Genomic DNA, 22232 nt, shown 5'->3' on the forward strand with positions numbered 1-22232 from the left:
CTGAAGCCCTTCAGCCTTGTTTCCTTATTCCCCCAGTACTTCCAACGCTTCACCCGCCGGTACCCGGCCCGGGTGCGCTACCCGATTGCGGCTTATCAGCTCATCGGCCCGGCTTGCGTCCCCGTAGAGTTTCTGTGCCACCACCAGGGCTGGCAGTGGCTGCTGAAGGGTCACGGAACGAAGGCGGGGAAGCTGGGCCCCGCGTTGTTCCAGGTCCCGCACTACCGCCGCACGAACGGCCGTCAGGCTGGCGTACACGTCATTGGCCGGGACGAATTCGGATGTCAGTTGCAGTTCAATGCCAGCAGTGATGGTGTCCCTGGCCGCAATGGCGTCATCCGCTGCCAGCCAGTCCGTGGCGGCCGCCACCTGGGCAGACTGGAGAACGGCCGCTCGGCGCACCAGGTTGTTGCCGGCACGGATAGCTGCCATCTGAAGCTGACGCGGCTCCGGATCCAGCGGCGATGTCAGCGGTGGTTCATCGCCGGCGCTGAACAGATCGTCGTAAACACCCAGGGCACGGCCAGGTTCATTGACCAGGTCACGAACCGTGGCAATGCTTTCCAGAATCTGTGCACCCAGCTCGGCAGGGCTGCGGATCAGTTCCGATATCGGGCCGGTGACATCGCCGACGGTGCTCTCAATACCTCGCAGGGCGTTCTGCAGCCCGGTCTCGATGGCCGCCACCCGATCGGTGGCCAGCTCCAGGATGTTGAAGTTCTCTTCGAAGTCATCGAGCACGGCCTGTTCCGCCTCGGCAACGGTGCGCTGCACCTGGCGCTGTGTGTCCTGGGTAACGCGGGGCAGGCGCGGCTCGTCGTCGGCACGCACTACCGTGAAGGAAACCCGTGCAATGCCACCCTCGCGGGTGCTCTCGCGGATCCGCATACCACCAACCAGGACCACCTGGTGTGTGCCGTAGTACGGATGCACCAGCTCACCTGCACCTGGTGTTTCGGCTGCGTCGACAAGGCGCTGGCGTGCCAGGTCGTAATCCGGGCCGATCAGGAAGCCTTCAACCTGCCATTCGCGCTTGTTGCGGCCGAGATCTTCGGCGTAGGGCTGATCCCTCAGCGGGTATTCATGAACTTCCACCCTGCGTCCCGGCGTCTGGCTGGTGCGCTCCAGGTGGATCTCTATGCCACGGAAGGTGGCTACGGCTTCGCCGATACGATCAGACCAGGGCATGTGCTAGGCTCCTTTGAAAAACAGGAGAAATGGTATGTTTCGAACACTGAAAACCGGCATCTTCGCCTTCACTGCGCTCTTCACTTTCCTCGTCGTTTATTCTCAGTCGGTTAGCGTCAGCGCTGAGGAGAACGTGTCTTTGCCGCCAGAAGTTGAAGCGATCAATAAGCATCCTGCTACGGCAAAGCCTGTAAACTTCGATAGTGAGAATATTGATCATTATCGAACCATAGCGGCTGAGCTCGGAATGGATTACGACAAGTCCTATGGCTACAGGGAATGGGCTGATAGCAAACGCCAGAATGAAATCGGGATTGCAGGCCACTACGAGATGCTGAACTTTTCCACAGAAGGTGACCCAGACGATCAACAGGCAATGTACGCAAGCATGAGAGAACCGCATCATTGGGAGTCTTTCTATTTCTCCAACCACGACGTAACTATGCTTTATGTGATCAAACCGGCTGAAGCTGGCAGGTCTTTGGTAAAGATAATAAAAGTCGAAAGAGGCAGAGTACCGGAGATTCATCAGTAGGTTCATGGCATCAGCCCTGATAAACCAAGGTCTACATCAAGATCCGGTCCCTCAGGGCTCTTTTCTGCAGACAAATCGAATCGGCCATTCTCAAATTTTATATTTAGCGTTCCCATGTTTGGGTTTGGATTCCGGCGAGCGACCTGAGCCAAGCGATCGGCCTCGTCATCCAGATTTTCTCTAGGGCCAAGATGGCTCGTAGCCCGTTTAGCTTCTTCCACGCCAACCGTTGCCAGCAACTTAGCCAAGGACTCTCCGATCCATTCGCCCGTATCTTTTCCAAGTTTGGATCCGAGCAATCCTTTGTCCGTCAGCAAGTAATTATTCGCGAGAGATCCAACACCGTATCCGGCAGCACCAGCCGCTCCAACCGCAAGACCTGCAGTCCCTACAGCACCCGCACCCAAAGCCCCAATAGAGCCGACGGGCGCCTTGCCAAGATTTCGCATCGGATTGAAAATCCTACGACTGCGGCCAGCAGCCCCGCGACCAGCCCGACCACGACCACCTCCGCCGCCTAATCCAGCACCGGGAAGATTGACGACGTAAACAGGTATTGGAGCAGCGCCAGAGACCGCACCCCCCAACGCACCGGCGACACCACCACGGCCACGTCCAAGCACTCTTCGACCTGCGTTTAGATAGTCGGACCCGAGCTTGCCCAAGAACCGGCCGCCAACGGCAACTCCAAGACCACCAAGCGCAATTCCGCCAATCTTCAACCAACGATCGACAGTTTCCTGGTCCAGGCTATTAAGTGCGTCTGCAGCCGATTGGACAGCTCCGGTCATGTTCTCGTCAGCAAAGTTGGTCCAGGCCGATGTCAGGTTTCGCATCGCGCCTGCCATCGTGTCTGCAGCCCTTGCTGAATCGTTCATGGTCGCTGAACCATCACCATGGACGTCCATGAACTTCTCCAAGCTGTTGATGGAGCCTGTTCGCTGAAACTCGCCAGCAGCTGCGTTGAACGCCCGCATCGCCTCAGCATCGAATACGGAGGAAAGACGAGTGGTTCGACCGTCCACTGCTTGGATAATCTCCACCATCAGTTCGTTGATTGGGCGCAATACCTGGCGCCCTTTTTCCAGCTCCTTCGGGTCGAATACCTGAATTCCCCCTTTCTGAAGAGCCTTGACCTTGTCAGCGTTCTGGAGTGTCCGGAGCAATGCCTCGAAAGCTGTCGCAGCCATCTCAGATGACCCGGTACCCATACGGATAACCTGTAGGGCTGCGCCCATTTCTTTGATGGCACCAGCACCTTCGCGACCCATGGCGGTGTAGGCTGTGACAACCCGGGGGCCGAGAGAAGCAAGATTTTGCAGGGTGAAGGCACCTTGCTTGCCTTGTTGGTTCAGGGTGTCGAGTACCCGGAGGATCTCACCAGAGTCCTTGATATCCATCTTCTGGAACTCGGCCATGATCTCGCCGATGTTCTGGCCAGCTGCGCCAGTGGCCGAGATGGCCAGACCGATGTTGCGGATGTTCTCCTGGGCAAATTCCAGGTCGCCGGTCTTCTCGACGATGGATTCGATTGCGCTGGTGATCTGGGATGGATCAACGCGGATATCCGGGGCCCGGGCGGTCTCGAAGATCTTCCGGCGCAGGCCTTCCATTTCCTCTTCGGACTTGTTGGCCTGGATACCCAGTCGGGTGAATCTCTCTTCCATCTGGGTCAGGGCGCGCAGCGTCCCAATACCGGCAGCGCCGGTGATCAATGCTGTGTAGCGGTTGCCCATGGCATCGAGGCCGCGCCCAAGCATCTGGGCGGAACGGCGCACCCGGCCAAGGTGGCGCTCACTTGAACGGCTGAAGGAACCAACGGCCCGACCGTAGCGCTCCGCGCGCTGCTCGAAATTACCGGTTAGGTTAAGGGCAACACTGGCCTTCATTTCACTCATGAGATTCGCTCGCGATTCGGAGGGTGGTTATAAGGCGGCGAAGGGGCAGGCAGTCGATGTCGTGCGGGGCCCAGCCAGTAGCTCGGGCGACCCGCACAGTCACACGTTCAAGGTTTGGCCTGGCCCTCATCAGCTCGCCCCCGCTGCGCCACCTCGCGGGACGCAATGGAGGTAATCACCGCCTGTTCCAGCTTGCTACATTCCTCGTGCAACAACTCCAGATCGATTGGGTGCAGCTTGCGCATTTCCGCCAGAGACAGCGGTCCTTCGACATTCCCGATTTTCGCAATCTGCCGACGCAAGGTGTGGATGCCAACAGCGCTAGGGCTGGCCACGAGTTGTGGTCCTTCCTCCGTGTGAACCACTCGCTCAGAATCGGCCTGTGCATCGAAGATGTCACCGGCGGTCAGCTCACGGATCACTGCCGTTTTCTGGGTTTTATCACCCACGGTCAGGCCCATCTCCAGTTCAACTGTCACCTCAGCCATTACACACGCTCCAGTGCCAAGCCGGACATCTCAAGCTGCACGGTACCGGCGCCCACATCCAGCGGAGTCGGGCTGGTGGTGAAGGCTCCACGCAGCATCCATGTCTGCCCGGTGTCGGTGTCCAAGATGATGGTGGCATCCGTGAGGTTGGATAGCCGCACGATGTCGGTGGCCTGAGTGTGGTGGATGGTCACGCTAAGGGTGGGCGCCACCGGGTTCTCGGTATAGCCAACCGGTTTGCGGCCATTCAGCTTGGTCTCACGCTCAAACCCGCCCGGGTTGAGGGTGCCCTTACCATCGGTCAGCAGCTCTTCACCACCTTCCCGAATCTTGACGTTGCCAGTGATCTTCATAACGGAGTTACTCCTGTCTCAAACCGGATTTACGAAGCCCTTAAAGGCTCACTTCCGGAACTGTGTCTGCATGGCGTGGATGCGGTACTGGCCAACCAGCTTGGGTGAATCAATAACGTTCAGGCGCCCCGGGTTCTGGGTGTCGATCGCTGCATCCAGGGATTCGGCATAGCCCTCGTAATCCTGCGCCCAACCCCGGCTAAGGAAATCCCGGTACAGGCTTAGCAGCTCTGCCTTGGCCACGTTGGGCGTAACGATCGGCTGGCCGGCGCCGAAGTTGTCGGCATCGGCATCCTCGGCCAACTTGTGGCGTGGGAAGCGCTGCAGGATCCGGGCGCGCTGGTCGTAGCGGATCCGCTCCAGGGTTTCGGCCACGTTGATGTCCAGGTACGAGTCGCTGGGCACACCGCTGTCGGTCTCCTGGAAGGTGGTTACCTGGCGCTCGATGCTCACGGTGCCATCGTTGGCCACCTTAAAGGTGGCGATGCCGTCGTAGAGCAGAAGGTTGCGCTCAGTATCGGTGAAGCGATCGGCTTCCTTCGGACCCAGGATCAAGGGCAACTGCAGGGTCTGCAGAGGCCGGGCCGGGTCGATCGCCAGCGCCTGGCCAGCGACGGCCGCATTCACTGCACACCACAACCAGGTGGGGCTGATCGCCTTGCCGGTGCCCATCACGGACAGGTGTGGGCTGTTGTGGTTGCCACCAAACGTGCCGGTCTCGCCGTGGGTGCCACGGAATGCCGCAAAGGCCCGGCCACCAATCTGGCGCATTGGGCCGAAGCGATCGTCCAGCTCGTCCTTGAGCGCCGTCAGGTTCGCCGTGTCGGTGTAGGGGCAAGCAATCCAGTTGTACTGCTCGGGGCCCAGGGCGGCGATCGCGTCGACCAGGTCCGGGTTGCTGGCGCCACCGGTCATGTCGGTGATGGTGGGCGTCACACCAGCAATACGGTCCTCGCCCAGGGCAGAAAATCGAATGTCGATGTCGTTGCCGGTCTCACCGGCCCAGCGGCAGGTTATGTCCACCTCCGAAGTGACAGTGGCGTTGACCGCTGCAGTCACCGGCAGTTGGGTGTCTGCGTTGATGGCGTCCACCAGAGCCTGGGCAATGATCGCGCCTGTGTCACCCACGGCTACGCCAATGCGAACCCGGTAGCCGGCGATGTACAGCACCATGGCACCAGCGGCGCTGGCACTGCCGGCCAGAGCAATCTTGCCCGTGGACTCTACGCCTCCGGATGCGGACTCAACATCGTCCAGGGGTAACGCCCATGTCTCAAGGTACGGCTGGGCATTCAGTGAGTGGCGCAACATTTCAGCCAGCATGGAGCCTCGGCCGTAGTAACGCTCTGCCTGTTCGGTGTTGGTGATTCGCTCCAGCTCCAGAGCGTTACGCTCACCGGTGGCCAGGCGTTGGCCCATCACCAGGAGGCGACCCTGAAAGGCGGAGTTGCCTGCCAGGCGGTCATCGAACTCGATGTAAACACCAGGCACCCGCAAGGCAGCGGGGATTTGGTTATAGATACCGGCACTGATCGGCATGGCTTATGACTCCTGCTCGGTGGATTTGGCGTTCGCCTTCGGCTTGCGCGGCGGCTGAGCCGCGACCACGTCCTGGTCCCGCAGGCGGCGGCGCCAGAATGAATTCAGCGGTACCTGGCCACCGTCCGCTGGTAGCGGCTTGCCGTTCTCCTGGCGGATGCGCAGGCCTTCACGGGGTTTCACGTAGATGGTGTCTTTCTTCAAAGCGCTCACGGTCATTACTCCTGGGGCAGTTCAACCCGGTCTTCGGCAACCGGGCCGTCACCCACTTCATGGGTGGCGGTGTAAAGGGTGAAGTCCGCCAGTTCGGCGATATCGGTAGTGCGCAGGCTAATACCTTGCTGCCAGCTCACGGCCCACAAGGCGATGCCGTGGCGGTCGAGCTGGCCGCTGTACAGGTTCTCGGCGGCCACGCGGGTGGGGTTCTGTGTGTTGTCCAGTTGCCAGGTGTTTTTGCGCACCAGCCGCATCAAGGCCTCGGAATAGTCCAGAGCGGCCACATCCCGGGTGGACTGGGCTGTGTCGCGCGTGACCAGGTAAGCCACCCAGCGAACCTCTGCAATGCGCGTTGAGCCATCTTCGATAGACGGTACCGAGACAGCCGCCACCAACACCGCCGGGGCCTGTTTGCTCCAGCGGTTCAGTTCATTCAAATCGAAGCGGCCGCCGTGAGCCTCACACGTGTAAAGATCCGGCAGTGCCGTCTTGATCGCGGAAACGATTGCGTCCCGTGTCAGCTTGATGTCACCGCTCATGCTGCCTCCAGGTGTTTGTCGAGCCAGCGATCAGCCACGCTTTCGATCTCATCCAGGTTGTCCTGGGAAAAGCCCAGATATTCACGAGCTGGAATGCCTGCAGGGCCCGGCGCCATATCAGGCGTGCCACCGTGTTGATGGATGGCGGCATAGACCAGGTTGGAGCCGATCAGGGCTTCATCGCCCTCGATTTCGCTGGTGATACTGTCGACCAGGTCGCCCTCGCCCTGTAGCAAGGACTGGCCACCGTGGCGCGTGGCCGCATAGTTGGCGCTCCAGGCCTGCCAGGGCTCACCGCCTGGTGATTTCTGCTCTTCACTGATGCGGCGGCGGGTCTGGCTCTCGGCCACGCCGGCCAGCTGCTCCAGCAGTTCCCGGCGGTCGAGGTTCCCCAACTTGGCAATCCGCTCCTGGAGGCGGGCCACGCCGGCCAGGTCGTACTGCACCCCAATGCTCATGTCAGCCTCCGATCACGGCCCCAGCGGCGGGGGCGATAGTTGATTGAAGGCTTGATGCTGACCGGGCTCTGTTCCTGGATGCCCAGGCTAACTTCGCCCCTGGCGATCCGACGCAACAAGGCAATGGCGTTGTCGTAGCGGCCGCGTCGGTGTTCGGTGGCGGTGTCCGCCTCCGGTGACAGCACGTGAAAGGCGATGTCTACCGCCAGCTTGGTGAGGATGCGCGGCACCTTGGGCAGCGGCAGCTTGTACTGCTGGCCCACGTAGGTGTCGATCTCGGCATCTGCATCCAGCAGCGCCTTGTCGACAACGTCCGTGTCCATCTGGCCGTCCCGGTCCCGATCGGACGCCACGAGAACGGCATCATTCCCGAAGCGGTCGATCAGGTCCTGGAGCGTGGCGTAGACAGCCATATCAGTCTTCCTGGCCTACCGGGCGAACTACCAGGCGCGGCTCTTCCTGGATGGCCTGGAGCTGCTCATCCGTCAGGCGCCGCACGTCCAGGATCCTTTCAGTACGGCTGAACTCAAAGCCGGCACGGCGGAAGCTGGGCGTCATCGACTTCACCGCGATGCGCTTGGTCTCCGGCGCGGTGGTGGTCTTGGCGTCGGCCGCAGGCGGCGTGTTTTCCGGTTGCGTTTTCGGATCAGTGGTGCCGGCATTAGCGGCAGCCTTGTCAGTGCTTGCCTTGCTGGTTTTGGTGGCAGCCATGGCGCCCTCCCAATGCTTGTTCGGTTTTAAAAATGGCCAGGCACAGGCCCGGCCATTTTCAGGTCACTCGTCAGGCCGGCCTTAGACCGCCGTGCCGTCCGAGCCGTAGGCCATCTGCCAGAAGCTGTAGCCAGCCGCGCCGCGAGCTTCCGCGCCGTAGCGGTACTTCTTCTGCAGGAACACGCTGTCGCTGTCCATGTTGGTCTGGGAGACGAACACGGGCGCCTTGCGCTCCTGGAAGATGAACGGTTTCACGGGTTTGGTGGTGTCCAGCAGGAACCACGCGGTGTCGGAGGTCAGGCGGGAGGAGACCACCACTTCCGCTGCATTGCGGTAGGGGTTGGGCTTACCGTCCTCCAGTCGCTCCACGCTCATCAGCGCCCGGGCAGTGTCTTCCAGTGCCGGCGGCACCAGCAGGACGTTGGGCTTGATGTTGAGCGGGCGCTCCTCGTCGTCCTTCATCTTGCGCAGCGCGGTGCGGGCGGCACCGAAGCTGCCCTGCGCAGCGGCCAGGGTGGCAAAGCTCAGCTTGGCCGTGCCCTTATTGGAGACGCTGACCACAGTGCCGTCCTTTTTGCCCACCGGGTGGTCGGTGTCGAAGAACGGCTGGCCGTCGTAACCCAGCTCCACGAAGCCGGCGTTGACCAGGTCAAACACCAGTTCATCCGGCAGGTGGGCGGAGCTGTAGCCCGCCATCTCGGCTTCCGGGCCGTAGATGCCCAGGGTGTCGTCCTCGATGTCGTTGCGGTCCACCTCGATGGTGGCCTCAAAGTCATCGTTGATGATGGTGTAGCCCTGGCCCTTGAGCTGTTTGACTACCTTCTCCCCAACCCACTTGCGCATGGCCGGGAAACGCTCCATCCACTTGTAGCGGTTTTCGGAGGAGGACGAGGTCACCTTCATGGCGATCTTGTCCCACTCGGGCTCGGCGGCCTGGAGGGCGCGGTTGTACGTGGTCTTCAGGTTGAAGAACACGCCATCGAGTGCACTTTTATTAACAATCACTGATGCTCTCCTTATTCGACCCAGACGCCAGAGGTTTCGACAGCCAGCACTGTTCCGGCGGCGGAACGAGTCCCGGTGGCGTCAGTGGCGGCGACGGTCTCGTCGTCCAGGATGTAACAGGTTTTGCCGACCAGGGACTGGTCGACGGGATCGGCGTCAGAGTTCTTCCAGAGGAAGGCCTTGCGCCGGCGGACCAGTACGATCTTGTCGCCATCGGCGCCGGCGCTGTTGTCGACGTGTTCATCGGCACGGCCGATGTAGGTCAGCCCGGTAGCGGCTGAGCCAGCCACCAGGAAGCCAGCGGCGTTGGTCGCAACCAGCGCGCCCTGGAAGATTTGCGCGCCTGCGGCGACGGCAAACGACATTACCTCGCCGTCGCGAACCGGGGTCATACGATCCTTGGTAAGTGCCATCAGTTCACACCTCCGTATTTCTTGAGGTCCTCTTCAGAGTTGCCCATCATGCCGGCAATCTTGAGGGTCTCGGAGTTGAGTGCCTTGTCCGCGCCCGGGGCCTCGCGGCCATCCAGCCCGGAATCACCGGTAATGGCTGGGGCGCTTTCAACAAACGTCTTGAAGCGCTCAAGCCCACCCTCGGTGCGGCACTGTGCTTTGTGGTAGTCCACGGTGGCCGGGGCGATCTTGCCGTCTTCCAGGGCCTGGTTGATGGCGGTATCGATCGCCTCGTCCTCGCGCTCCTTCTTCAAGGTCTTCAGAGTCTGCTCCGCATTCGCGGCGCGAGTCTGGGCCTGATCGAAGTCGGCGCGGGGCACATACTTGTCAAGACTCGGGGTTACCTCCCGATTCTTTGCGGTTTCCAGATCCGCCTGGACTTGATTGAGGGCAGCAATTGCCTGTGCCTCAGTCGCGTCCTCGGGCAGACCCAGCTTTTTGAGCAGATCTTTCCACACGGGGAATTCCTCCTGGTGGGTTTGCTGGTTGAGCGCCTTGAGCGCCAGGTTGGGTTGGTTGGTCAGGCCCGCGCTGGACAGCCGAACGATCTGGTGGTCATCGCGGGTGAAGAGAAACACGGGGGAGAGGTAGCGGTATTCCTTGCGCTGCAGCTGCGCGGCGGCCTTCTCGGTCCATTCCACGCGGCCCCAGACGGCACCCTCACGCACGGCCAGCTCTTTGACCCAGCCGGCAGCCGGAGCATCCTGGCCATTCGGGGCCCGGTGCTCGCTGGCATGCTCCCAGTCAATAACCAGGTCAACGTTGCGGGAAACGAACTGATCGACCACAGCCTGGGGATTGCTGTTGCGCCAGGTGCGGCCGTCACGGCCCATTACCATTTCACCTGCTGGCAGAAGCTCCACCCACTCGGGAAGTTCCCCGGCAGGCAGCTCGACGTTCAACGCCAGGCGCTGGCCGAGGGTGGCGGCTTCGGTGTTCAGGGCCTTGGCAAGGCCAGTGCGGAGTGCGTTTGTTTTTTCCATGCCGCCAGACTAGCGACAACATAGGCAGCGCAATGGCCTGAAGGGGTTCAGGTAAAGAATCAACTAGGAGGGGAAGGAAAAACGGAACCGGGCCGGTACCGCTGATAACAGATTATCTGACTCGGCCTGCGGTTGGCAATCGCCGAGACCGCATTTAAAGCCCATTTAAAAACGACGGTCAGGGCTTGACCCCGGCCATGGTAGCTCTCAGCGCTTTAACGTCCTTCTAGCGCTTCTGAGAGCGTTCTACGGCGTGAGCAAAACTTGAACAGATCAAGGCTGTTCTGAGGCTCGGATCACCTGGCCGCGAAGGCGGACTTGTTCCAGGTCTTCATCGGTGGCCACACGATAGTCCGTTAGATACAGGCGTTGGTCGTCACCACTGCGCTGGACGGTGGCCATCCACCATGGATTTCCGGTGTCGCCTTCACGGCTTCGGAATATCACCAGGCCGCCATCGTCCTGGGCAATCAGTATACCCCGATTGATCACATCCGGCAGCTGCCGGTAGTCCTCAACGGCCAGGCTGTCCGGATCTGGCAGGCGGCCAGGTGCCAGCCGTACCACCTGAGTGTCAGCTCTCAGCGCCGTCTGGGCTCGGCGCTCTATGATGCCGGCAGGAAGTTCGCCATCCGGTTGGCGCACCCAATCTGCCAGGATCGGGCTGTCCATTACGTCCCGTGTGGTCGCCTGCGCCAGGCGTTGGTCGACGGTGTCCAGCTTGCCGGTCATGCGATCACGCAGCACCCGCACGCGGTCCTGCCCCGGGTTGGTTGCCCAGGCCGGGTGCAGGCCCTGGTCCACCTGGGTAATCTCACCGGTGCGCCTGTTGGTAAAGCTGACGGTACGGGTGGGCGGTGGCTCACGGCGGACCGGAATCGTGCGGCGCTGGCGCCGGCCAGTCGGCAAACCAGTTTCCGGGTCTGTCTCAATCTCGGCCAGCGGATCCTGGATGCCTTCACGCTCCATGCGCTCGGCTTCAACCTCCGACACCTGGCGTACCCGGCACTTGCAGCCGTAGCCGTTGGGTGTCATGTGGTCCCGCCACCATGGGTGATCCACAGGCAGCAGCGTACCCGCCCATGCCACATGCTGTTCCCGGTGGTTCTCGCTGGGGCCCAGCTCATAGAGCAAGTACGGCTGGGTTTCCTTAGTGCGCTGGATGCGCTGCCACTGGCCCGCCGATCGGGCACTGCGCAGGTTGGACTGGTAGATAGTTTTCAGCCGGCGCGGGGATCCAAGCTGCACCTGGCGGCGCTCGCCGGTGTTTGGGTCCAGTTCTTCCTTGATGCCCCACCAGCCTTTCTCCTGGAGCTTTGGCTTCAGCTCCCGGGAGAAGTCGCGGAAGGTCTTGCCTTCGGCCAGAGCCTCGTCGAGGCCGGCGCGGACATCGTCCAGGATGTCCAACTTCATGGCCTTGGCCACGGTGAACGCATGGGCATGCTCCCGCCCCCAGACATCCTGGAAGTCAAATCCAACGCGCAGATCCTTGTCGCGGAAATACGCCAGGGCGTCACGCGGTACCGGACCAGCCTCGAAGTTGGCCATCAGTCATCCCCCGCATCGCCAAGGCCTCGGGCCTTGAAGGTGCTGGAGGCCAGGCGGCGGACCAGTTCCGTTTCATCCATTTCGTCGAGTACTTCACCCAGGCGTGCCAGGAAGTCCTCCTCATTGCCGCCTTCGTCGGCCACACGCCGCGCCAGGCGTTCGATCGGATCCACCAGTGGAGCGAGTTGCACCTGCCAGTCATCCTCCGCCTCGGCGATTTCCGCAAAGTCCGGCTCACTTTCGGTGACCACGGATTCCCGGTTTTGAGCGGTCTTTAAAGATTGGTTACGGGCCGATTCAACGGTGGTTACAGCCTGCTGCTCGGGCATGAGGATATCGGCATCTTTTTCCGGATCCGGCAAGCCCAGCTTGTCGGAGATCACCGAGCTTTCCACTTTCAGGCCTAGCGGTACCAGATCCTTCAGCGCCGTGACCAGCTGCTTGAGGTCTTCCGGCTCCGGCACGTGAATGCGAATATTGGGATACCGCCGCTGTACGCCGTAGTTGAGATCGATAAACGGCTTCACCAGATCCCGATTAAGGCTCACACCCAGATGGCGTGCGTCTGCCCGCTGGATGTCCTCGCGCACATCGTTGTGCACCGTGGCCTGGGCCTGGCTGGAGCCGTCGTCTGTGGTCATGGTCTGGCCAAGTACGGCCTTACTGGTCTGTTTGTCGATCCACTCGGCCAGGCCCTTGAACAGGTCGGCGCCACCCTGGGTGTTGGCGATTTCCTGGAACTCGATCTTCATGCCTTCCGGCAGAATGGCGGCTGCATCAGAACCGAGGTTGGCGACGGCCGCCCGCAGGATATCCACCTCATCTGGCTTGGCGCTGTCGTTGTAACGGCCCAGTCGCAGCGGCATACCGAACACCTCGGCGAACGCCAGCCAGTCCGTCAGCGTGTAACTCTTGGCCATGTACGACACGGCCACCAGGCGGGCCAGACCACCGCGCAGCGGGATGCCAGCCTTGAGCCGGGGCTTGTGCACGATGAACTTATAGGGAGCAAGCGGCACACCCTGGGCCACGTTCTCCGGATCAATCAAGCGCAACTCGCGCCCGGTTGCCTGGTCGAACCGGAAAAAGCGCGGATCCCGCCAGACGTATTCCCGTGGCCACCACTGACCACCCCTGGTGTTCCACATGATCTCAGCCACGGAATAGCCCTTGCCCAGGGCATCCAGCAGATCCTCAATCAGATCCCCGAACACGGCATCACGCACCAGGTCGCGCACGGCATCGGCCAGGCGAACATCGGCTGGGTCGTCGGTGGCTGATTCCACCACCACGTCCAGGCCGCTGACGGCGCGCTTTCGTGTGCCCAGAACGGAGGCGTAGTGCGGCTCACGTTCTTCCATTTCTTCGGCCAGGGTGAGGTAGTCGTGGCCATCGTTGTTCTCGGCGGCCCGCAGGATCATGCCCAGACGATCGGGCGTCAGGTTGCTGGCAATGCCGTTGTGCCAAACCTGGCGTACGCCGGTCATCGAGGGCGCGGCCAATTCCTTCTTCAGTTCAGCCTTCCGGATCGGACGGCCGTGTGCGTCCACAATGGTTGATTCGGCCATTACAGCAGTCCTCCTCGGTTACGGAACCCGGCGGTGGCGCGGACCGGCCGGTGGTGTGTGTGATCCGGGCCGGAACGTATGGCTTCGTAGCCGTACGCCAGTGCGCCCTGCTGGAAGCTCGCGTAGTAGGCCATGGCCAGTGCAATTGCGGTATCGCCGTGGCGCGCCTTGTCATCCCCGGTCTTGCCCTCCGGCAGTTTGGGGATCCCCTTGATCACCTGGAGAGCCCGGAGATCATCGAGCACATCGCTGTCGCGCGGGATCTCAATGCCGTCATCCTCAAAGGCCGCCTTGAACTTGGGCATGGTCTCCAGGTACCAGGATTGCGACAGCATCACCGCCTCCACGCGTTGAGAGCCGTACTGGTACTGCGCCTGCTCCGCCAGGTACTGGCCATTGCCACGGGCATCCAGGGCGCCGTATTGGAGATTCGGCAAACGGTCGACGATGTAGAACAGGATCTGTTCCTGCTGCTTGAACGGCACGTTACGCAGCTCCACCAGGAATGGCACGCAGCGCTTCAGCTGCTGGGTAATCTCCATGGGCGCGACGCTGGTTAAGTCGCCACTGCGGCCAAAGTCCTCGCCAAAGCAATGGCGGCTGTCCGGGTTCAGCGTTTCCAGCAGCGGCAGCAACTCGCTCTCGCACCAGTCGTGGATCTCCGCTTTGCGCAGGTGCTCCGGCCAGGCGTTGAACTCCGCCGTGCCTTCGTAGCGCACCACCGGGGCCTCGACCATGCGAGCCTCGATCAAAGCCCGGGAGATGTAAGCGCCGCCGCCGGATTTCGGTACACAGTAGTACTCCTCCAGAGCGTCCTCACGGGTGGCGGTATCCTTCAGCAGGTTTTCTTTCCACTGTTTCTCGGCGGCCAGGCTCCATTCCTTGCCGCGCACCTGGCATATGCGCTTATACAGTCCCTGGTCACAGGCATCATCCAGCGTGAGGCGGTGCACGCTGTAACGCTTCTTGCCGGCCCGGCTGTCCTGGATCAGTTCGTTAAAGAGGTTTTCAACGCCGTTATGGGTGCTGATCAGGCGAACCTTGGCGCCCCACATGGTGAGTGCCAGGGCGGCCTTGAGTACTTCAGCCAGCTCGGCGTGGAAGGCGGCTTCGTCAATGGTGACGTTACCCTGGCGTCCCCGCAGGTTACTGGGGCGGCTGCTCAGCGCCTGGATTTTAAAGCCGCTGGCAAAGTGGATGTTGAAGGTGAGGATGTCCTTGTCCTCGTCTTTCAGCACTTCCTCCTGGATGGTAGAGGCGGCTTTGTCGAAAGCCCGCGCCCACATGGCGCAGGCGTCAATGAATTCGATGGCCATCTCTTTGTTGGAGCCCACATAGAAATGGTTGGTACCGCCGGCGGATTTGGAGGCGCTGGCTGTCAGTACGGCGTCTGCCGCCTCGCCCCAGGTCAGCCCGGTTCGCCGGCTCTTCTCGGCGATCTTGAGTTCCGAATCATCCTCAATCCAGGCCTTCTGGTATGGCAGCAGTACAGAATCCGGCAGTGCGTTGGCCATCAGGCAATCCCCAGGATGTCACGCTTGATGGCGTCAATGGATTCGCGGGTCATACCCTGACTGGCCATGCTGGTTTCTGCCGCATCGGCGGCTTCCCTGGCCACTTCCTGACGAAGTTCGCGCGCCCACTTCTTCTGGCCGAGTGACACCCGGCCGATATCGGCCAACGCGCGGGTCACACTGCTGAGGTGTTTGGCGGCCTTCTCCGGTTCATGCTCCGCCTTGCGCATCGCGATGGTGATGCGCAGCAGCTGGTCCTGCACGATCCGGGCGGTGGCGTCGATCAGATGGCCGCTCTCGTCTTCGTTCTCGGCGGTCATCGCCTTGGCCAGTTCCGTGGTTTTGCGCACGTCGCCCATGGCCTCTTCAAATTCCTCCTGGAGGCCACGTCCGTAACGATGGACAGCGGACCGAGAGAGCTTGAAACCGCGCTCTTCCAGCCAGTCGGTCAGGCCGTCGTAGTCCTGGAAGCCGGTATTGACCAGCCGTTCGTTCAACTCCTCCCGGAGATCCTGGGGCAGATCGTAAATCTTTGAGCGCGGCGGCATGGCTTAGGCTCCTGGCAGCGGGCGGGCAACACCAGGAACGCGGGCGCGGCCTTCGGCTACGTCGGCGCCCCGGCTGGTGAGTGTGGCAATCCATCCAGCGCGAGGCTGCTGGCAGATCACCAGGCCCTGTTCTTCCAGCCAGGCCAGATCGGTGTGAAGCTGGTCTTTGCTCACGTGGTGGCCATAGTTGCCGCCCAGCTCGTCATTGAGGCTGTACTCGTTCGCGGTGAACTGATTGCGCCGATGCAGGATGCGGAGAATCCCCAGACGGCGGCCTTCGGTCTGAAAGTCCTGGTAGCTCATTTAGGCTGGTCTCCCTTGGCGTTTAACAGATAGCTGTTCACCATGGACAGCTGGTGCGACAAACCCCGCATCTGGCCGCTGACGCCAGACAGATCCTCCGCCACATCGTTCAAGCGGTCGTACACTTTTGAGAGGTCATGATGCGTGGGGGCCCCATCCATGCGACTCTCGAACACGTCCTGTCGGCGCTCGCAGCGCACCACCCGTTCCTCCAGGTGGTCGTACGTCGCCTCCATGTCACCTCGCACGGTATTGATCGCGCTGGAGTTGGCCTTGGATTTGTTGGTGATGTGGGTATAAACGAACAGCGCCACCAGCCCCAGAATCTGCAGGAAACCCATCCAGAAACGAGCGGCCTCGTAGTCGAACTGCGACAAATCCATTACTTCCCCCTGCGGTCATGATCTGTCTGGCATTCCACGCAACGCACGGCCTGTGGATTGGCCTTCAAACGGGCCGCAGAAAGGCAGCCATCACAATCAAGGCAAAGCCGCTGGCCATTCACTTCCAGCGGCGCCTCCAGGTGGCATTGCAGAGCCTGCTCAATGCCCGCCCGTGTGATGCGTTCGGTCAGCGCCTGGGCCTCTTCAAATCCGCGTTCATCCATGGCGCTTTCCCTCCAGCGTGTCTGCCAGGCGATCCAGCAGGCTGCGGCCGTCCTGCCCGGCGGAGGCTCGTTTATCGCGGCTGCGGGCGGTAATGTTGATGCCGAGGATGGACAGCGCAATGCCCCACATGGGCGTAAGCGCAGTTACCGCGTTGATCAGATCGGCTGCATTCTCGGGTGCGCCTACCATGGCCCAGGCGATGGCCACCGATTGCACCAGCCAGGTGATGGCCACCATGTAACCAAAGGTGGGGCGCCAGCGGCGCACGTAGCCGTCCTGGGCACTGGCCTCGGCACGCATGGTTTTGTTGATTTCGGCCAGGCGCGCGGTCTCGGCCTCCAGCACCATCTGCTTGAGTTCGCGCTTGTGCTCGCGTTCCAGTTCCTTGAGTTTGACTAGGGCCTGGGGATCCGCCTTGATCGCCTCTGCGACCGCATCGGGGTTGTCGTCCACACCCAGTGCGGTGGCAATCAGGGTACCGACGGCACCACCGGCAGGCCCAAGGGCACTACCAAGCAGCGGCGCGGCCTTTGCAACAACGTCTTTAACTCCGTCCCAGCTCCAGTCCATCAGCCGGCCCTCCGGATAGCCTCGGCCATCGAATGAATCCCGTATAGGTACGCGGTGCGGCCTTTCACCCTGGCGGCAGTGAGCAGCTGTTGGCGGGGCACCTGGCCCTCCGGCACGATGCCCACATGCACCCACTGGCCAAACTCGTGGATCACCTGGTCGAAGGCAATGCCGCTGGCCTCGAACCAGCGCGCCACCTCCAGCGGGCTGTGGCCGCTCACGGCAATATCCGCCGCCAGGCCGTGCACATGGGCGCTGGTGGAGCTGCCGCCGATGGCCCGGTTGAGCGCCACGGGGCGGTAACCGGAGCTGATAAAGATCGGCCCCAGCGCATCGCGCGCCGGTTGCAGGGCCAGCTCGGCCAGGAGTTTGAGGTTTCGGTACACCTCGCTGCCGGGGGCGACCGTCATGTCGATGCCGTGGCGCGCCGCAGTCTGGGAGCGGGTGAACTCGTCGAGGTAAAAATTGCGAGATAGCGGTTGTCGTTTCATGGCCGCAGAGTAGCGGCGGGGGCTGGGTGCTCAGGGCCTGAACCCCTTCAGGGGTGCGGGGTTTGGGGCAAGCGAGGGGATGCGCAAAGAGTAACCGCCGGCGGCGGGATTGACAAGCGCCGCAGAAGCGGGGCGGCGTGCGCCGCCCCGTGGTCCGCTCAGGCGGTGAGCTTGAGCAGGGGTTGCAGTTGGGCCATGACTTCCTCCTCCTGGCTGTCCAGGTAGCCCAGGAGCTGGCACAGGTTGTCGCGGTTAACGGCGCTCAGATCCGGCTCCGGCACCATCAAGTCGGCGATGGCCCGGCGGCAGCTTTGCAGCCGCTCCAGTTCAGCCCAGCCATCCATCGCGCTTTCAAATCTCGGCATGTTGATCTCCTCTTCAATCCAGATTCACAACCAGCTTACGGCCGTTTCAAATTTCCAAAAGGCGAGTAAGCGCGTTTTTTTGGCACTTACTCGCCCGTTGCCGGTTACAGGCCGGATGCGTTGCCGTAAACCCGGGTGAACAGAGCGTCCAGCTCGGCCACCGCGTTCATCAACTGGCCCACGGTGATGTCCTCCAGGGGCTTGCCGTACTGTTCATGCAGCATGGCCGCCAGGCGATGCACATAGTGGGCGTTGCTGTCGGCCAGGTTGCCGATCTCCTGCGCCGTTCTGGACAGGTGCAGGGCGCGTTCGACGGTTGGGCAGGTCATAGCGCACCTCCTTTTCGGGCCTGGCGGATGGCAGTTACCACGGTGCCTTTGGTACGGCCAACCCGGCGGGCAATCTCGGTGGGGCCGTGGCCCTGTCGGGCCAGTCGGAGAATGGACTGACGCTCATCCGAGCTCAGCGCCCGCCGGCGCGGGCGGCTCTCGGCCCGGGCCTTGAGCAGCTCGCAACGCTCTTCCAGCAGGGCGATGTAGTCGTCCTTGCTGATCGTCATCTGGTTGGGGTCCGGCTCAACCGGCTCCGGCAGGGCCGGCGCCAGCAGGCCGTGCCGGTAGGCCTTCAGCACCTGCACCGCCCAGCGGCGGAACTCGGCGGCCTTGGGCTGGCGCGACAGCATGGTGATGATCATCACGCCTTCTTCATTGAACAGCCGGCTGGGCCGTCCTCCGTCGAGGTTTTCGGCCAGTTTGGCCGTGATCGAATATTGTTCAAGTTCTTCCCGGTGGCGCCGGAATATCTTCTGGACCTGGTCGTTTGATCGCTCGTAGCCCAGCGCCCGGCCGATATCGTGCGCCGTAAACCAAGCATCGTTCTGGAGAGTTATCACTGAAAGGCTGCTGCCATTAAAGTCAGCAGTGGCGGGAATGGTAGCCATGATGGCCTCCTGTACGTTCTTCGAAAATACCCATAAGCCGTATGGGTGTCGGGAGGTTCGAAACAGCCGTACAGAGCTGCGCTAGGCTTTTCCCTTTCGGGTGTTCTATGGCCTGAGCCCTCCCGACTTAACGGGAGCCGTGCCGGTTTTTGGGCACAAAAAATCCAACACTTTCGGGGCTGGGGTTCCGCTGTACGACTGAGGTTTCGAAGCCTCATTTACAAGCATAGTCCCAACCGTGTCTCAAAATCAATGTCTCACTTTTGGCGTGTGCTCTCAGATACAGGCGTCAGAATTGGGCCTCGGCTTTCGTCTGCCCAGATATAGTGGCGCACAGGGCCTTCGTCAGTGTTCCTCTCAACGGTATGAATATCCAGATGGCCATTAACCGCATCTTGCAGGATGGACCAGGCAATGGTTCCAACCTCTGATTTCATATAGTCGGTGCGTTCAAGGTCGTCTTTGTAGAAAATCATGATCTTCAGATACTCGCATGGGCGCTCACATTCAACGATGTGATGAAAGTTACCGTCGATCATATCGATCTGATAGGTGTCATCCTTCCTGCCAAAGTAACGGGCCATCACCAGCTTGCTCGTTGCTTGCCCTGAATCTCTTTCGTATTGGCTGGTTACGGGCTGGTAGCCGTATTTGCTGCCATCTTTGAGAACATAGAAGTGTCCAATTTCGACAGGCTCTGGTTTGTCAGAAAGCGACTCCGCCCCCTCTGCAATGTCTGGAATAGTCTTGTCAGCCGGTGTGGTGCTCACTACCACCGGGTTTTTGGGCTCCGACTTTAATCCCTGTTTCGGTGTTTCATCCTCAACCGAGTAATTAATTGCAATAGCAGCGCCGACAGCGGTCAGCAGGAAACTCAGCAGGAGGTATCCACCAAAAGCCATCGTTCGAGTTTGGACATAAGACCGTCGCAAAACCAGCCTCGGTGAAAAGAGGCCAACGATAGCGGCAAAGAAAGCAATAAATGCCAACACCAAAAAGAAAACTCCCAATATCTTCATTACTATCTCCTGTCCAAAAGCCGACAAGTGTAGCCTTTCTGGCGCAAAGTATTGAGTCTGTGCCGCCAGTCGTCTTTTTCATTCTGATCTTCAATCGTGGTCAACCAATGCCGGATCCACTGCGGGTGGCGGTTCCGGACCATAAGCCATGCTTCGTGCCAGCGCCTCTTTTTGCGCTCGATATCGGCCCGGGCCTCCGCTGATTGCCTGGCCAGGTTATGGCTCACCGTGCCTCACCCTCACTAAACATATCCGCCTGGCGATCGTCCGGCATACCTTCTGAAAGGATCTCCCACACCCGGCGTTCGGTGAGCCGGTACCGGCGGGCCAGCACCCTGGCCGAGTCGCCGTCCGCGTGCTCCTGACGCATGTTCTGGTTACGCACTGCCATGATGGCGGCCTTGGCATTGGGTACGTCCAGGCGCTCCTGGGCGTAGTGGTGGGAGAGCTTGCGGGCGGCATCGATGCCGAGCAGATCGGCCAGCGGGTGGTCCTCCGGCATCTTGGTGGGCACCGTCAGCCGCACGCCGCCGTACTCGCTGACAAGGCTTTGCGTTGCCTGCAGGCCGATCACGTCGACCAGCTCACACAGGGATGGCGGTAAGTAGTCGGTGTCCCAGGTGGTCATATCAGCCTCCGGTCTTCCGGTTGGTGGTGAACTTGTCAGGATCTACACCCAGTTTTTCCATATTCCGGCGCCATGCTGCCTGGGCCTGTTCGGGTGTTTCCTCCATGCCCTGTTTCTTCTCGGTCACGTTTGGCCGGCGGTTGTCCGCCTCTGCCGCTGGCTTGCGGGCCTCAGGTGCCACCGTGGCCAACACCTGCTTGAGGTAGTTGTGGTTCTTCAGAGGCTGCACCTGGCCCCTGGTGCGCTTGTCGTGAATGCTGCGGATGGTGTCCTGCAGGGCGGCCACCAGGCTGTCACGGTCTGCCAGTTCCAGGGTTTCCTGGGCAAGGCGCAACGCACGGGCGTTGCTGAGGTCTGACTTGGCAGGACGGAACAGGCCCAGATATTGAACCAGCGGACGTGCCAATGGGCGCCCCAGGCCAGACAGAAGACCCAGCAGCTCGCTGCCGGCGTCGTCCTGGATGAGCGCCTCCAGCTGAATGTGGCTGTGGCAGATGGGGCAGCGGCCTAGCTTCATTGGCTACCGCCCTCCCGGTGCGCTTCCAGCCACGCGTCCGGCATCATGTAGTGAGCGCAAAGGCGGCCCAGACACTTCCGGTTTCTGCGCCAGTTCTGAGGCAGTTCCGGATGCAGCCGTTCGATGTCATCCAGCGACATGGCCCGTGCCTTCATGGCCGTCTCCAGTGAGTCCAACAGCCGGCGCTTTTCCAGCTCTACGTCCAGGGCTGCAATCAGCGCCCGCAGATGTTCCGGCTTCTTCAGCCAGGCCACCTTGGCAATGCCGGTTTGCTGCCTTGCGATCGCATCGGCATAGCTCCAAGGCGCTTTCATCTCGGCCAGTAGTGCCTCCACTTTCTGGAGCATCGGCTCCCGGTCCAGGTTGTGAGGAGTGCCTGGGTGCTGGGCAACCCGTTTCTTTGGCCGGGCCTTGAAGCCGCGATCCTTGAGGTGCTGAAGCACCTGGTAAAGCTCTGCCACGTTGCAGTCTGAGCAGGAACGCTTGCCGCCAGTGACGGTAGCGATCATCTGGCGGTAGGTGTCTTCGTCCAGCGCCAGTTGCTTGCGGGCAATGTGGATCTGAGCCAGGACTTTTTTACGGTTTGTCGCGGTCATTTGCTGGCATCCAAATCAGGCTCCAGGATCTCCAGATCCGGGAAGTGCTTTTTCAGGTGCCGAACCAGGCTCTTCGGTGTGTTCCAGTAAGGCATGAATGCGCAGGTTTTCAGTGCCGTCATTTCGTCTGCCCTTTTCTTTCCGAAAACCTTCTTAAGGTCTTTGTATTGGCTCAGCTTCCATGGCCGGGTGCGATAGGGCTTCCAAAACATTGCCTGAGGATTTTCAGGCTCGCCGTCGGCTGTGGCCCGTGTCCACTCACCTCTTATCCAGCCGTCCACATACACCGCGACTACAAGACGCTCCTTGTCCACCTGCTTTTCGAGGCTAATCTCATGGCCTCCAGCGAAAGCTTTCACACTGCCAAATACCCCTGAAAGCCTGTCTTCAATCTGTTGCCACTTGTTCATCGACAATCCTCCACTGGGATGTAATGGGCCTTAAGGGCCTTTACCTGGGAGATCAAATCAGCGTCAACGTCGTCTTCCCACATACGTCGAATCAGCTCCGCTTTGGCTTCTGCAAAGCGGGGTGATGCAAACTCCCAGCCTTGCTCGCCTGCGCATCATTCCGGGCGTTCTTTGATAATCCAGGCATCCACCTGGGCCGCCTGCATTTCACCGCGCAGAATGTCAGTTTCATTAAATCCGAA

The 22232-nt window shown here is 60.9% G+C and carries 31 protein-coding genes; 1 reads left to right on the forward strand and 30 read right to left on the reverse strand.

All coding sequences use genetic code 11. From position 1 onward, the window contains the following. Window positions 1-24 precede the first annotated feature (24 nt). Window positions 25-1188, reverse strand: a complete 1164-nt coding sequence (locus Q675_RS33485; protein ID WP_023011781.1) for a DNA circularization protein — start codon at window positions 1186-1188, stop codon at window positions 25-27. A gap of 34 nt (window positions 1189-1222) precedes the next feature. On the opposite strand from Q675_RS33485, the gene Q675_RS33490 reads away from it, so the two are divergent. Then, entirely contained in the window at window positions 1223-1723 is a 501-nt protein-coding gene (locus Q675_RS33490; RefSeq protein WP_023011782.1) for a hypothetical protein, read from the forward strand. Window positions 1724-1725: 2 nt separating this feature from the next. Here the strand turns inward: Q675_RS33490 and Q675_RS33495 are convergent, their stop codons facing one another. The 29 genes from Q675_RS33495 to Q675_RS33635 all read right to left on the reverse strand — a co-directional run bounded on the left by Q675_RS33495 (window position 1726) and on the right by Q675_RS33635 (window position 21990). Continuing rightward, the gene (locus tag Q675_RS33495; RefSeq protein WP_152525373.1) at window positions 1726-3621 is read right to left on the reverse strand and encodes a phage tail tape measure protein; all 1896 of its coding nucleotides are present in this window, start codon (window positions 3619-3621) and stop codon (window positions 1726-1728) included. Window positions 3622-3728: 107 nt separating this feature from the next. After that, on the reverse strand, window positions 3729-4109 hold the full coding sequence (locus tag Q675_RS33500; RefSeq protein WP_023011784.1) for a phage tail assembly protein: 381 nt from the start codon (window positions 4107-4109) through the stop codon (window positions 3729-3731). After that, complete coding sequence (locus Q675_RS33505) at window positions 4109-4462, reverse strand: phage tail tube protein (RefSeq protein WP_023011785.1); 354 nt, start codon at window positions 4460-4462, stop codon at window positions 4109-4111. The genes Q675_RS33500 and Q675_RS33505 overlap by 1 nt, the downstream gene beginning before the upstream one ends. Window positions 4463-4510: 48 nt before the next feature. Next, window positions 4511-6001 carry a phage tail sheath subtilisin-like domain-containing protein gene (locus Q675_RS33510; protein ID WP_023011786.1) on the reverse strand — a complete coding sequence of 497 codons (1491 nt, stop codon included), beginning with the start codon at window positions 5999-6001 and terminating at the stop codon, window positions 4511-4513. 3 nt (window positions 6002-6004) lie between these two features. Then, on the reverse strand, window positions 6005-6214 hold the full coding sequence (locus Q675_RS33515) for a DUF2635 domain-containing protein (RefSeq protein WP_200861846.1): 210 nt from the start codon (window positions 6212-6214) through the stop codon (window positions 6005-6007). Window positions 6215-6219: 5 nt separating this feature from the next. Next, window positions 6220-6756: a hypothetical protein gene (locus Q675_RS33520; protein WP_023011788.1), complete on the reverse strand. Its 537-nt coding sequence runs from the start codon at window positions 6754-6756 to the stop codon at window positions 6220-6222. Beyond that, the gene (locus tag Q675_RS33525) at window positions 6753-7214 is read right to left on the reverse strand and encodes a phage virion morphogenesis protein (protein ID WP_023011789.1); all 462 of its coding nucleotides are present in this window, start codon (window positions 7212-7214) and stop codon (window positions 6753-6755) included. The genes Q675_RS33520 and Q675_RS33525 overlap by 4 nt, the downstream gene beginning before the upstream one ends. Next, a complete protein-coding gene (locus Q675_RS33530; protein ID WP_023011790.1) occupies window positions 7211-7627 on the reverse strand; it encodes a gp436 family protein in 417 nt (138 codons plus the stop codon). Before Q675_RS33530 ends, Q675_RS33525 begins: the two co-directional genes overlap by 4 nt. A gap of 1 nt (window position 7628) precedes the next feature. Next, window positions 7629-7925: an HI1506-related protein gene (locus Q675_RS33535; RefSeq protein ID WP_023011791.1), complete on the reverse strand. Its 297-nt coding sequence runs from the start codon at window positions 7923-7925 to the stop codon at window positions 7629-7631. Window positions 7926-8006: 81 nt separating this feature from the next. Beyond that, window positions 8007-8930, reverse strand: a complete 924-nt coding sequence (locus tag Q675_RS33540) for a Mu-like prophage major head subunit gpT family protein (RefSeq protein WP_023011792.1) — start codon at window positions 8928-8930, stop codon at window positions 8007-8009. A gap of 11 nt (window positions 8931-8941) precedes the next feature. Then, a complete protein-coding gene (locus Q675_RS33545) occupies window positions 8942-9343 on the reverse strand; it encodes a hypothetical protein (RefSeq protein ID WP_023011793.1) in 402 nt (133 codons plus the stop codon). Beyond that, window positions 9343-10365 (reverse strand): phage protease, encoded by a 1023-nt coding sequence (locus Q675_RS33550; RefSeq protein ID WP_023011794.1) that lies wholly within the window; start codon window positions 10363-10365, stop codon window positions 9343-9345. Before Q675_RS33550 ends, Q675_RS33545 begins: the two co-directional genes overlap by 1 nt. Window positions 10366-10638: 273 nt before the next feature. Beyond that, the gene (locus Q675_RS37960; RefSeq protein WP_023011795.1) at window positions 10639-11913 is read right to left on the reverse strand and encodes a phage minor head protein; all 1275 of its coding nucleotides are present in this window, start codon (window positions 11911-11913) and stop codon (window positions 10639-10641) included. Further along, window positions 11913-13481, reverse strand: coding sequence for a DUF935 domain-containing protein (locus tag Q675_RS33560; RefSeq protein WP_023011796.1), 1569 nt, complete (start codon window positions 13479-13481; stop codon window positions 11913-11915). The genes Q675_RS37960 and Q675_RS33560 overlap by 1 nt, the downstream gene beginning before the upstream one ends. Beyond that, entirely contained in the window at window positions 13481-14995 is a 1515-nt protein-coding gene (locus tag Q675_RS33565) for a terminase large subunit domain-containing protein (protein ID WP_023011797.1), read from the reverse strand. The genes Q675_RS33560 and Q675_RS33565 overlap by 1 nt, the downstream gene beginning before the upstream one ends. Continuing rightward, window positions 14995-15543 (reverse strand): DUF3486 family protein, encoded by a 549-nt coding sequence (locus Q675_RS33570; protein ID WP_023011798.1) that lies wholly within the window; start codon window positions 15541-15543, stop codon window positions 14995-14997. Before Q675_RS33570 ends, Q675_RS33565 begins: the two co-directional genes overlap by 1 nt. Before the next feature lie 3 nt (window positions 15544-15546). Further along, window positions 15547-15846, reverse strand: a complete 300-nt coding sequence (locus Q675_RS33575) for a hypothetical protein (RefSeq protein ID WP_023011799.1) — start codon at window positions 15844-15846, stop codon at window positions 15547-15549. Continuing rightward, a complete protein-coding gene (locus tag Q675_RS33580) occupies window positions 15843-16229 on the reverse strand; it encodes a hypothetical protein (protein ID WP_023011800.1) in 387 nt (128 codons plus the stop codon). The genes Q675_RS33575 and Q675_RS33580 overlap by 4 nt, the downstream gene beginning before the upstream one ends. Further along, window positions 16229-16453, reverse strand: coding sequence for a TraR/DksA C4-type zinc finger protein (locus Q675_RS33585; RefSeq protein WP_023011801.1), 225 nt, complete (start codon window positions 16451-16453; stop codon window positions 16229-16231). Before Q675_RS33585 ends, Q675_RS33580 begins: the two co-directional genes overlap by 1 nt. After that, entirely contained in the window at window positions 16446-17024 is a 579-nt protein-coding gene (locus Q675_RS33590) for a 3TM-type holin (RefSeq protein ID WP_023011802.1), read from the reverse strand. The genes Q675_RS33585 and Q675_RS33590 overlap by 8 nt, the downstream gene beginning before the upstream one ends. Further along, complete coding sequence (locus Q675_RS33595; RefSeq protein ID WP_023011803.1) at window positions 17024-17515, reverse strand: D-Ala-D-Ala carboxypeptidase family metallohydrolase; 492 nt, start codon at window positions 17513-17515, stop codon at window positions 17024-17026. The genes Q675_RS33590 and Q675_RS33595 overlap by 1 nt, the downstream gene beginning before the upstream one ends. A 158-nt stretch (window positions 17516-17673) precedes the next feature. Next, window positions 17674-17880 (reverse strand): hypothetical protein, encoded by a 207-nt coding sequence (locus Q675_RS33600; protein WP_023011804.1) that lies wholly within the window; start codon window positions 17878-17880, stop codon window positions 17674-17676. A gap of 104 nt (window positions 17881-17984) precedes the next feature. Next, complete coding sequence (locus Q675_RS33605) at window positions 17985-18209, reverse strand: hypothetical protein (protein ID WP_023011805.1); 225 nt, start codon at window positions 18207-18209, stop codon at window positions 17985-17987. Next, window positions 18206-18820: a BRO family protein gene (locus tag Q675_RS33610; RefSeq protein ID WP_023011806.1), complete on the reverse strand. Its 615-nt coding sequence runs from the start codon at window positions 18818-18820 to the stop codon at window positions 18206-18208. Before Q675_RS33610 ends, Q675_RS33605 begins: the two co-directional genes overlap by 4 nt. Window positions 18821-19077: 257 nt before the next feature. Continuing rightward, entirely contained in the window at window positions 19078-19839 is a 762-nt protein-coding gene (locus tag Q675_RS33615; protein ID WP_023011807.1) for a hypothetical protein, read from the reverse strand. Between the two features lie 223 nt (window positions 19840-20062). Further along, the gene (locus tag Q675_RS33620; protein ID WP_023011808.1) at window positions 20063-20467 is read right to left on the reverse strand and encodes a Mor transcription activator family protein; all 405 of its coding nucleotides are present in this window, start codon (window positions 20465-20467) and stop codon (window positions 20063-20065) included. Between the two features lies 1 nt (window position 20468). After that, window positions 20469-20984 (reverse strand): hypothetical protein, encoded by a 516-nt coding sequence (locus Q675_RS37760; protein ID WP_023011809.1) that lies wholly within the window; start codon window positions 20982-20984, stop codon window positions 20469-20471. Next, a complete protein-coding gene (locus tag Q675_RS33630) occupies window positions 20981-21580 on the reverse strand; it encodes a gp16 family protein (protein WP_023011810.1) in 600 nt (199 codons plus the stop codon). The genes Q675_RS37760 and Q675_RS33630 overlap by 4 nt, the downstream gene beginning before the upstream one ends. Next, window positions 21577-21990: a hypothetical protein gene (locus tag Q675_RS33635; protein ID WP_023011811.1), complete on the reverse strand. Its 414-nt coding sequence runs from the start codon at window positions 21988-21990 to the stop codon at window positions 21577-21579. The genes Q675_RS33630 and Q675_RS33635 overlap by 4 nt, the downstream gene beginning before the upstream one ends. Window positions 21991-22232: the final 242 nt, after the last annotated feature.

Source organism: Marinobacter sp. EN3, assembly GCF_000475315.1.
Lineage (GTDB): Bacteria > Pseudomonadota > Gammaproteobacteria > Pseudomonadales > Oleiphilaceae > Marinobacter > Marinobacter nauticus.

Coding starts and splice junctions, on each gene's coding strand:
- Q675_RS33630 (WP_023011810.1), bottom strand. CDS start 21,580: ATGACCGCGACAAACCGTAAAAAAGTCCTGGCTCAGATCCACATTGCC.
- Q675_RS33485 (WP_023011781.1), bottom strand. CDS start 1,188: ATGCCCTGGTCTGATCGTATCGGCGAAGCCGTAGCCACCTTCCGTGGC.
- Q675_RS33615 (WP_023011807.1), bottom strand. CDS start 19,839: ATGAAGATATTGGGAGTTTTCTTTTTGGTGTTGGCATTTATTGCTTTC.
- Q675_RS33570 (WP_023011798.1), bottom strand. CDS start 15,543: ATGCCGCCGCGCTCAAAGATTTACGATCTGCCCCAGGATCTCCGGGAG.
- Q675_RS33575 (WP_023011799.1), bottom strand. CDS start 15,846: ATGAGCTACCAGGACTTTCAGACCGAAGGCCGCCGTCTGGGGATTCTC.
- Q675_RS33600 (WP_023011804.1), bottom strand. CDS start 17,880: ATGCCGAGATTTGAAAGCGCGATGGATGGCTGGGCTGAACTGGAGCGG.
- Q675_RS33510 (WP_023011786.1), bottom strand. CDS start 6,001: ATGCCGATCAGTGCCGGTATCTATAACCAAATCCCCGCTGCCTTGCGG.
- Q675_RS33595 (WP_023011803.1), bottom strand. CDS start 17,515: ATGAAACGACAACCGCTATCTCGCAATTTTTACCTCGACGAGTTCACC.
- Q675_RS33565 (WP_023011797.1), bottom strand. CDS start 14,995: ATGGCCAACGCACTGCCGGATTCTGTACTGCTGCCATACCAGAAGGCC.
- Q675_RS33620 (WP_023011808.1), bottom strand. CDS start 20,467: ATGACCACCTGGGACACCGACTACTTACCGCCATCCCTGTGTGAGCTG.
- Q675_RS33535 (WP_023011791.1), bottom strand. CDS start 7,925: ATGGCTGCCACCAAAACCAGCAAGGCAAGCACTGACAAGGCTGCCGCT.
- Q675_RS33605 (WP_023011805.1), bottom strand. CDS start 18,209: ATGACCTGCCCAACCGTCGAACGCGCCCTGCACCTGTCCAGAACGGCG.
- Q675_RS33560 (WP_023011796.1), bottom strand. CDS start 13,481: ATGGCCGAATCAACCATTGTGGACGCACACGGCCGTCCGATCCGGAAG.
- Q675_RS37960 (WP_023011795.1), bottom strand. CDS start 11,913: ATGGCCAACTTCGAGGCTGGTCCGGTACCGCGTGACGCCCTGGCGTAT.
- Q675_RS33495 (WP_152525373.1), bottom strand. CDS start 3,621: ATGAGTGAAATGAAGGCCAGTGTTGCCCTTAACCTAACCGGTAATTTC.
- Q675_RS33550 (WP_023011794.1), bottom strand. CDS start 10,365: ATGGAAAAAACAAACGCACTCCGCACTGGCCTTGCCAAGGCCCTGAAC.
- Q675_RS33500 (WP_023011784.1), bottom strand. CDS start 4,109: ATGGCTGAGGTGACAGTTGAACTGGAGATGGGCCTGACCGTGGGTGAT.
- Q675_RS33505 (WP_023011785.1), bottom strand. CDS start 4,462: ATGAAGATCACTGGCAACGTCAAGATTCGGGAAGGTGGTGAAGAGCTG.
- Q675_RS33520 (WP_023011788.1), bottom strand. CDS start 6,756: ATGAGCGGTGACATCAAGCTGACACGGGACGCAATCGTTTCCGCGATC.
- Q675_RS33545 (WP_023011793.1), bottom strand. CDS start 9,343: ATGGCACTTACCAAGGATCGTATGACCCCGGTTCGCGACGGCGAGGTA.
- Q675_RS33585 (WP_023011801.1), bottom strand. CDS start 16,453: ATGGATGAACGCGGATTTGAAGAGGCCCAGGCGCTGACCGAACGCATC.
- Q675_RS33590 (WP_023011802.1), bottom strand. CDS start 17,024: ATGGACTGGAGCTGGGACGGAGTTAAAGACGTTGTTGCAAAGGCCGCG.
- Q675_RS33610 (WP_023011806.1), bottom strand. CDS start 18,820: ATGGCTACCATTCCCGCCACTGCTGACTTTAATGGCAGCAGCCTTTCA.
- Q675_RS33490 (WP_023011782.1), top strand. CDS start 1,223: ATGTTTCGAACACTGAAAACCGGCATCTTCGCCTTCACTGCGCTCTTC.
- Q675_RS33525 (WP_023011789.1), bottom strand. CDS start 7,214: ATGAGCATTGGGGTGCAGTACGACCTGGCCGGCGTGGCCCGCCTCCAG.
- Q675_RS37760 (WP_023011809.1), bottom strand. CDS start 20,984: ATGAAGCTAGGCCGCTGCCCCATCTGCCACAGCCACATTCAGCTGGAG.
- Q675_RS33580 (WP_023011800.1), bottom strand. CDS start 16,229: ATGGATTTGTCGCAGTTCGACTACGAGGCCGCTCGTTTCTGGATGGGT.
- Q675_RS33635 (WP_023011811.1), bottom strand. CDS start 21,990: ATGAACAAGTGGCAACAGATTGAAGACAGGCTTTCAGGGGTATTTGGC.
- Q675_RS33530 (WP_023011790.1), bottom strand. CDS start 7,627: ATGGCTGTCTACGCCACGCTCCAGGACCTGATCGACCGCTTCGGGAAT.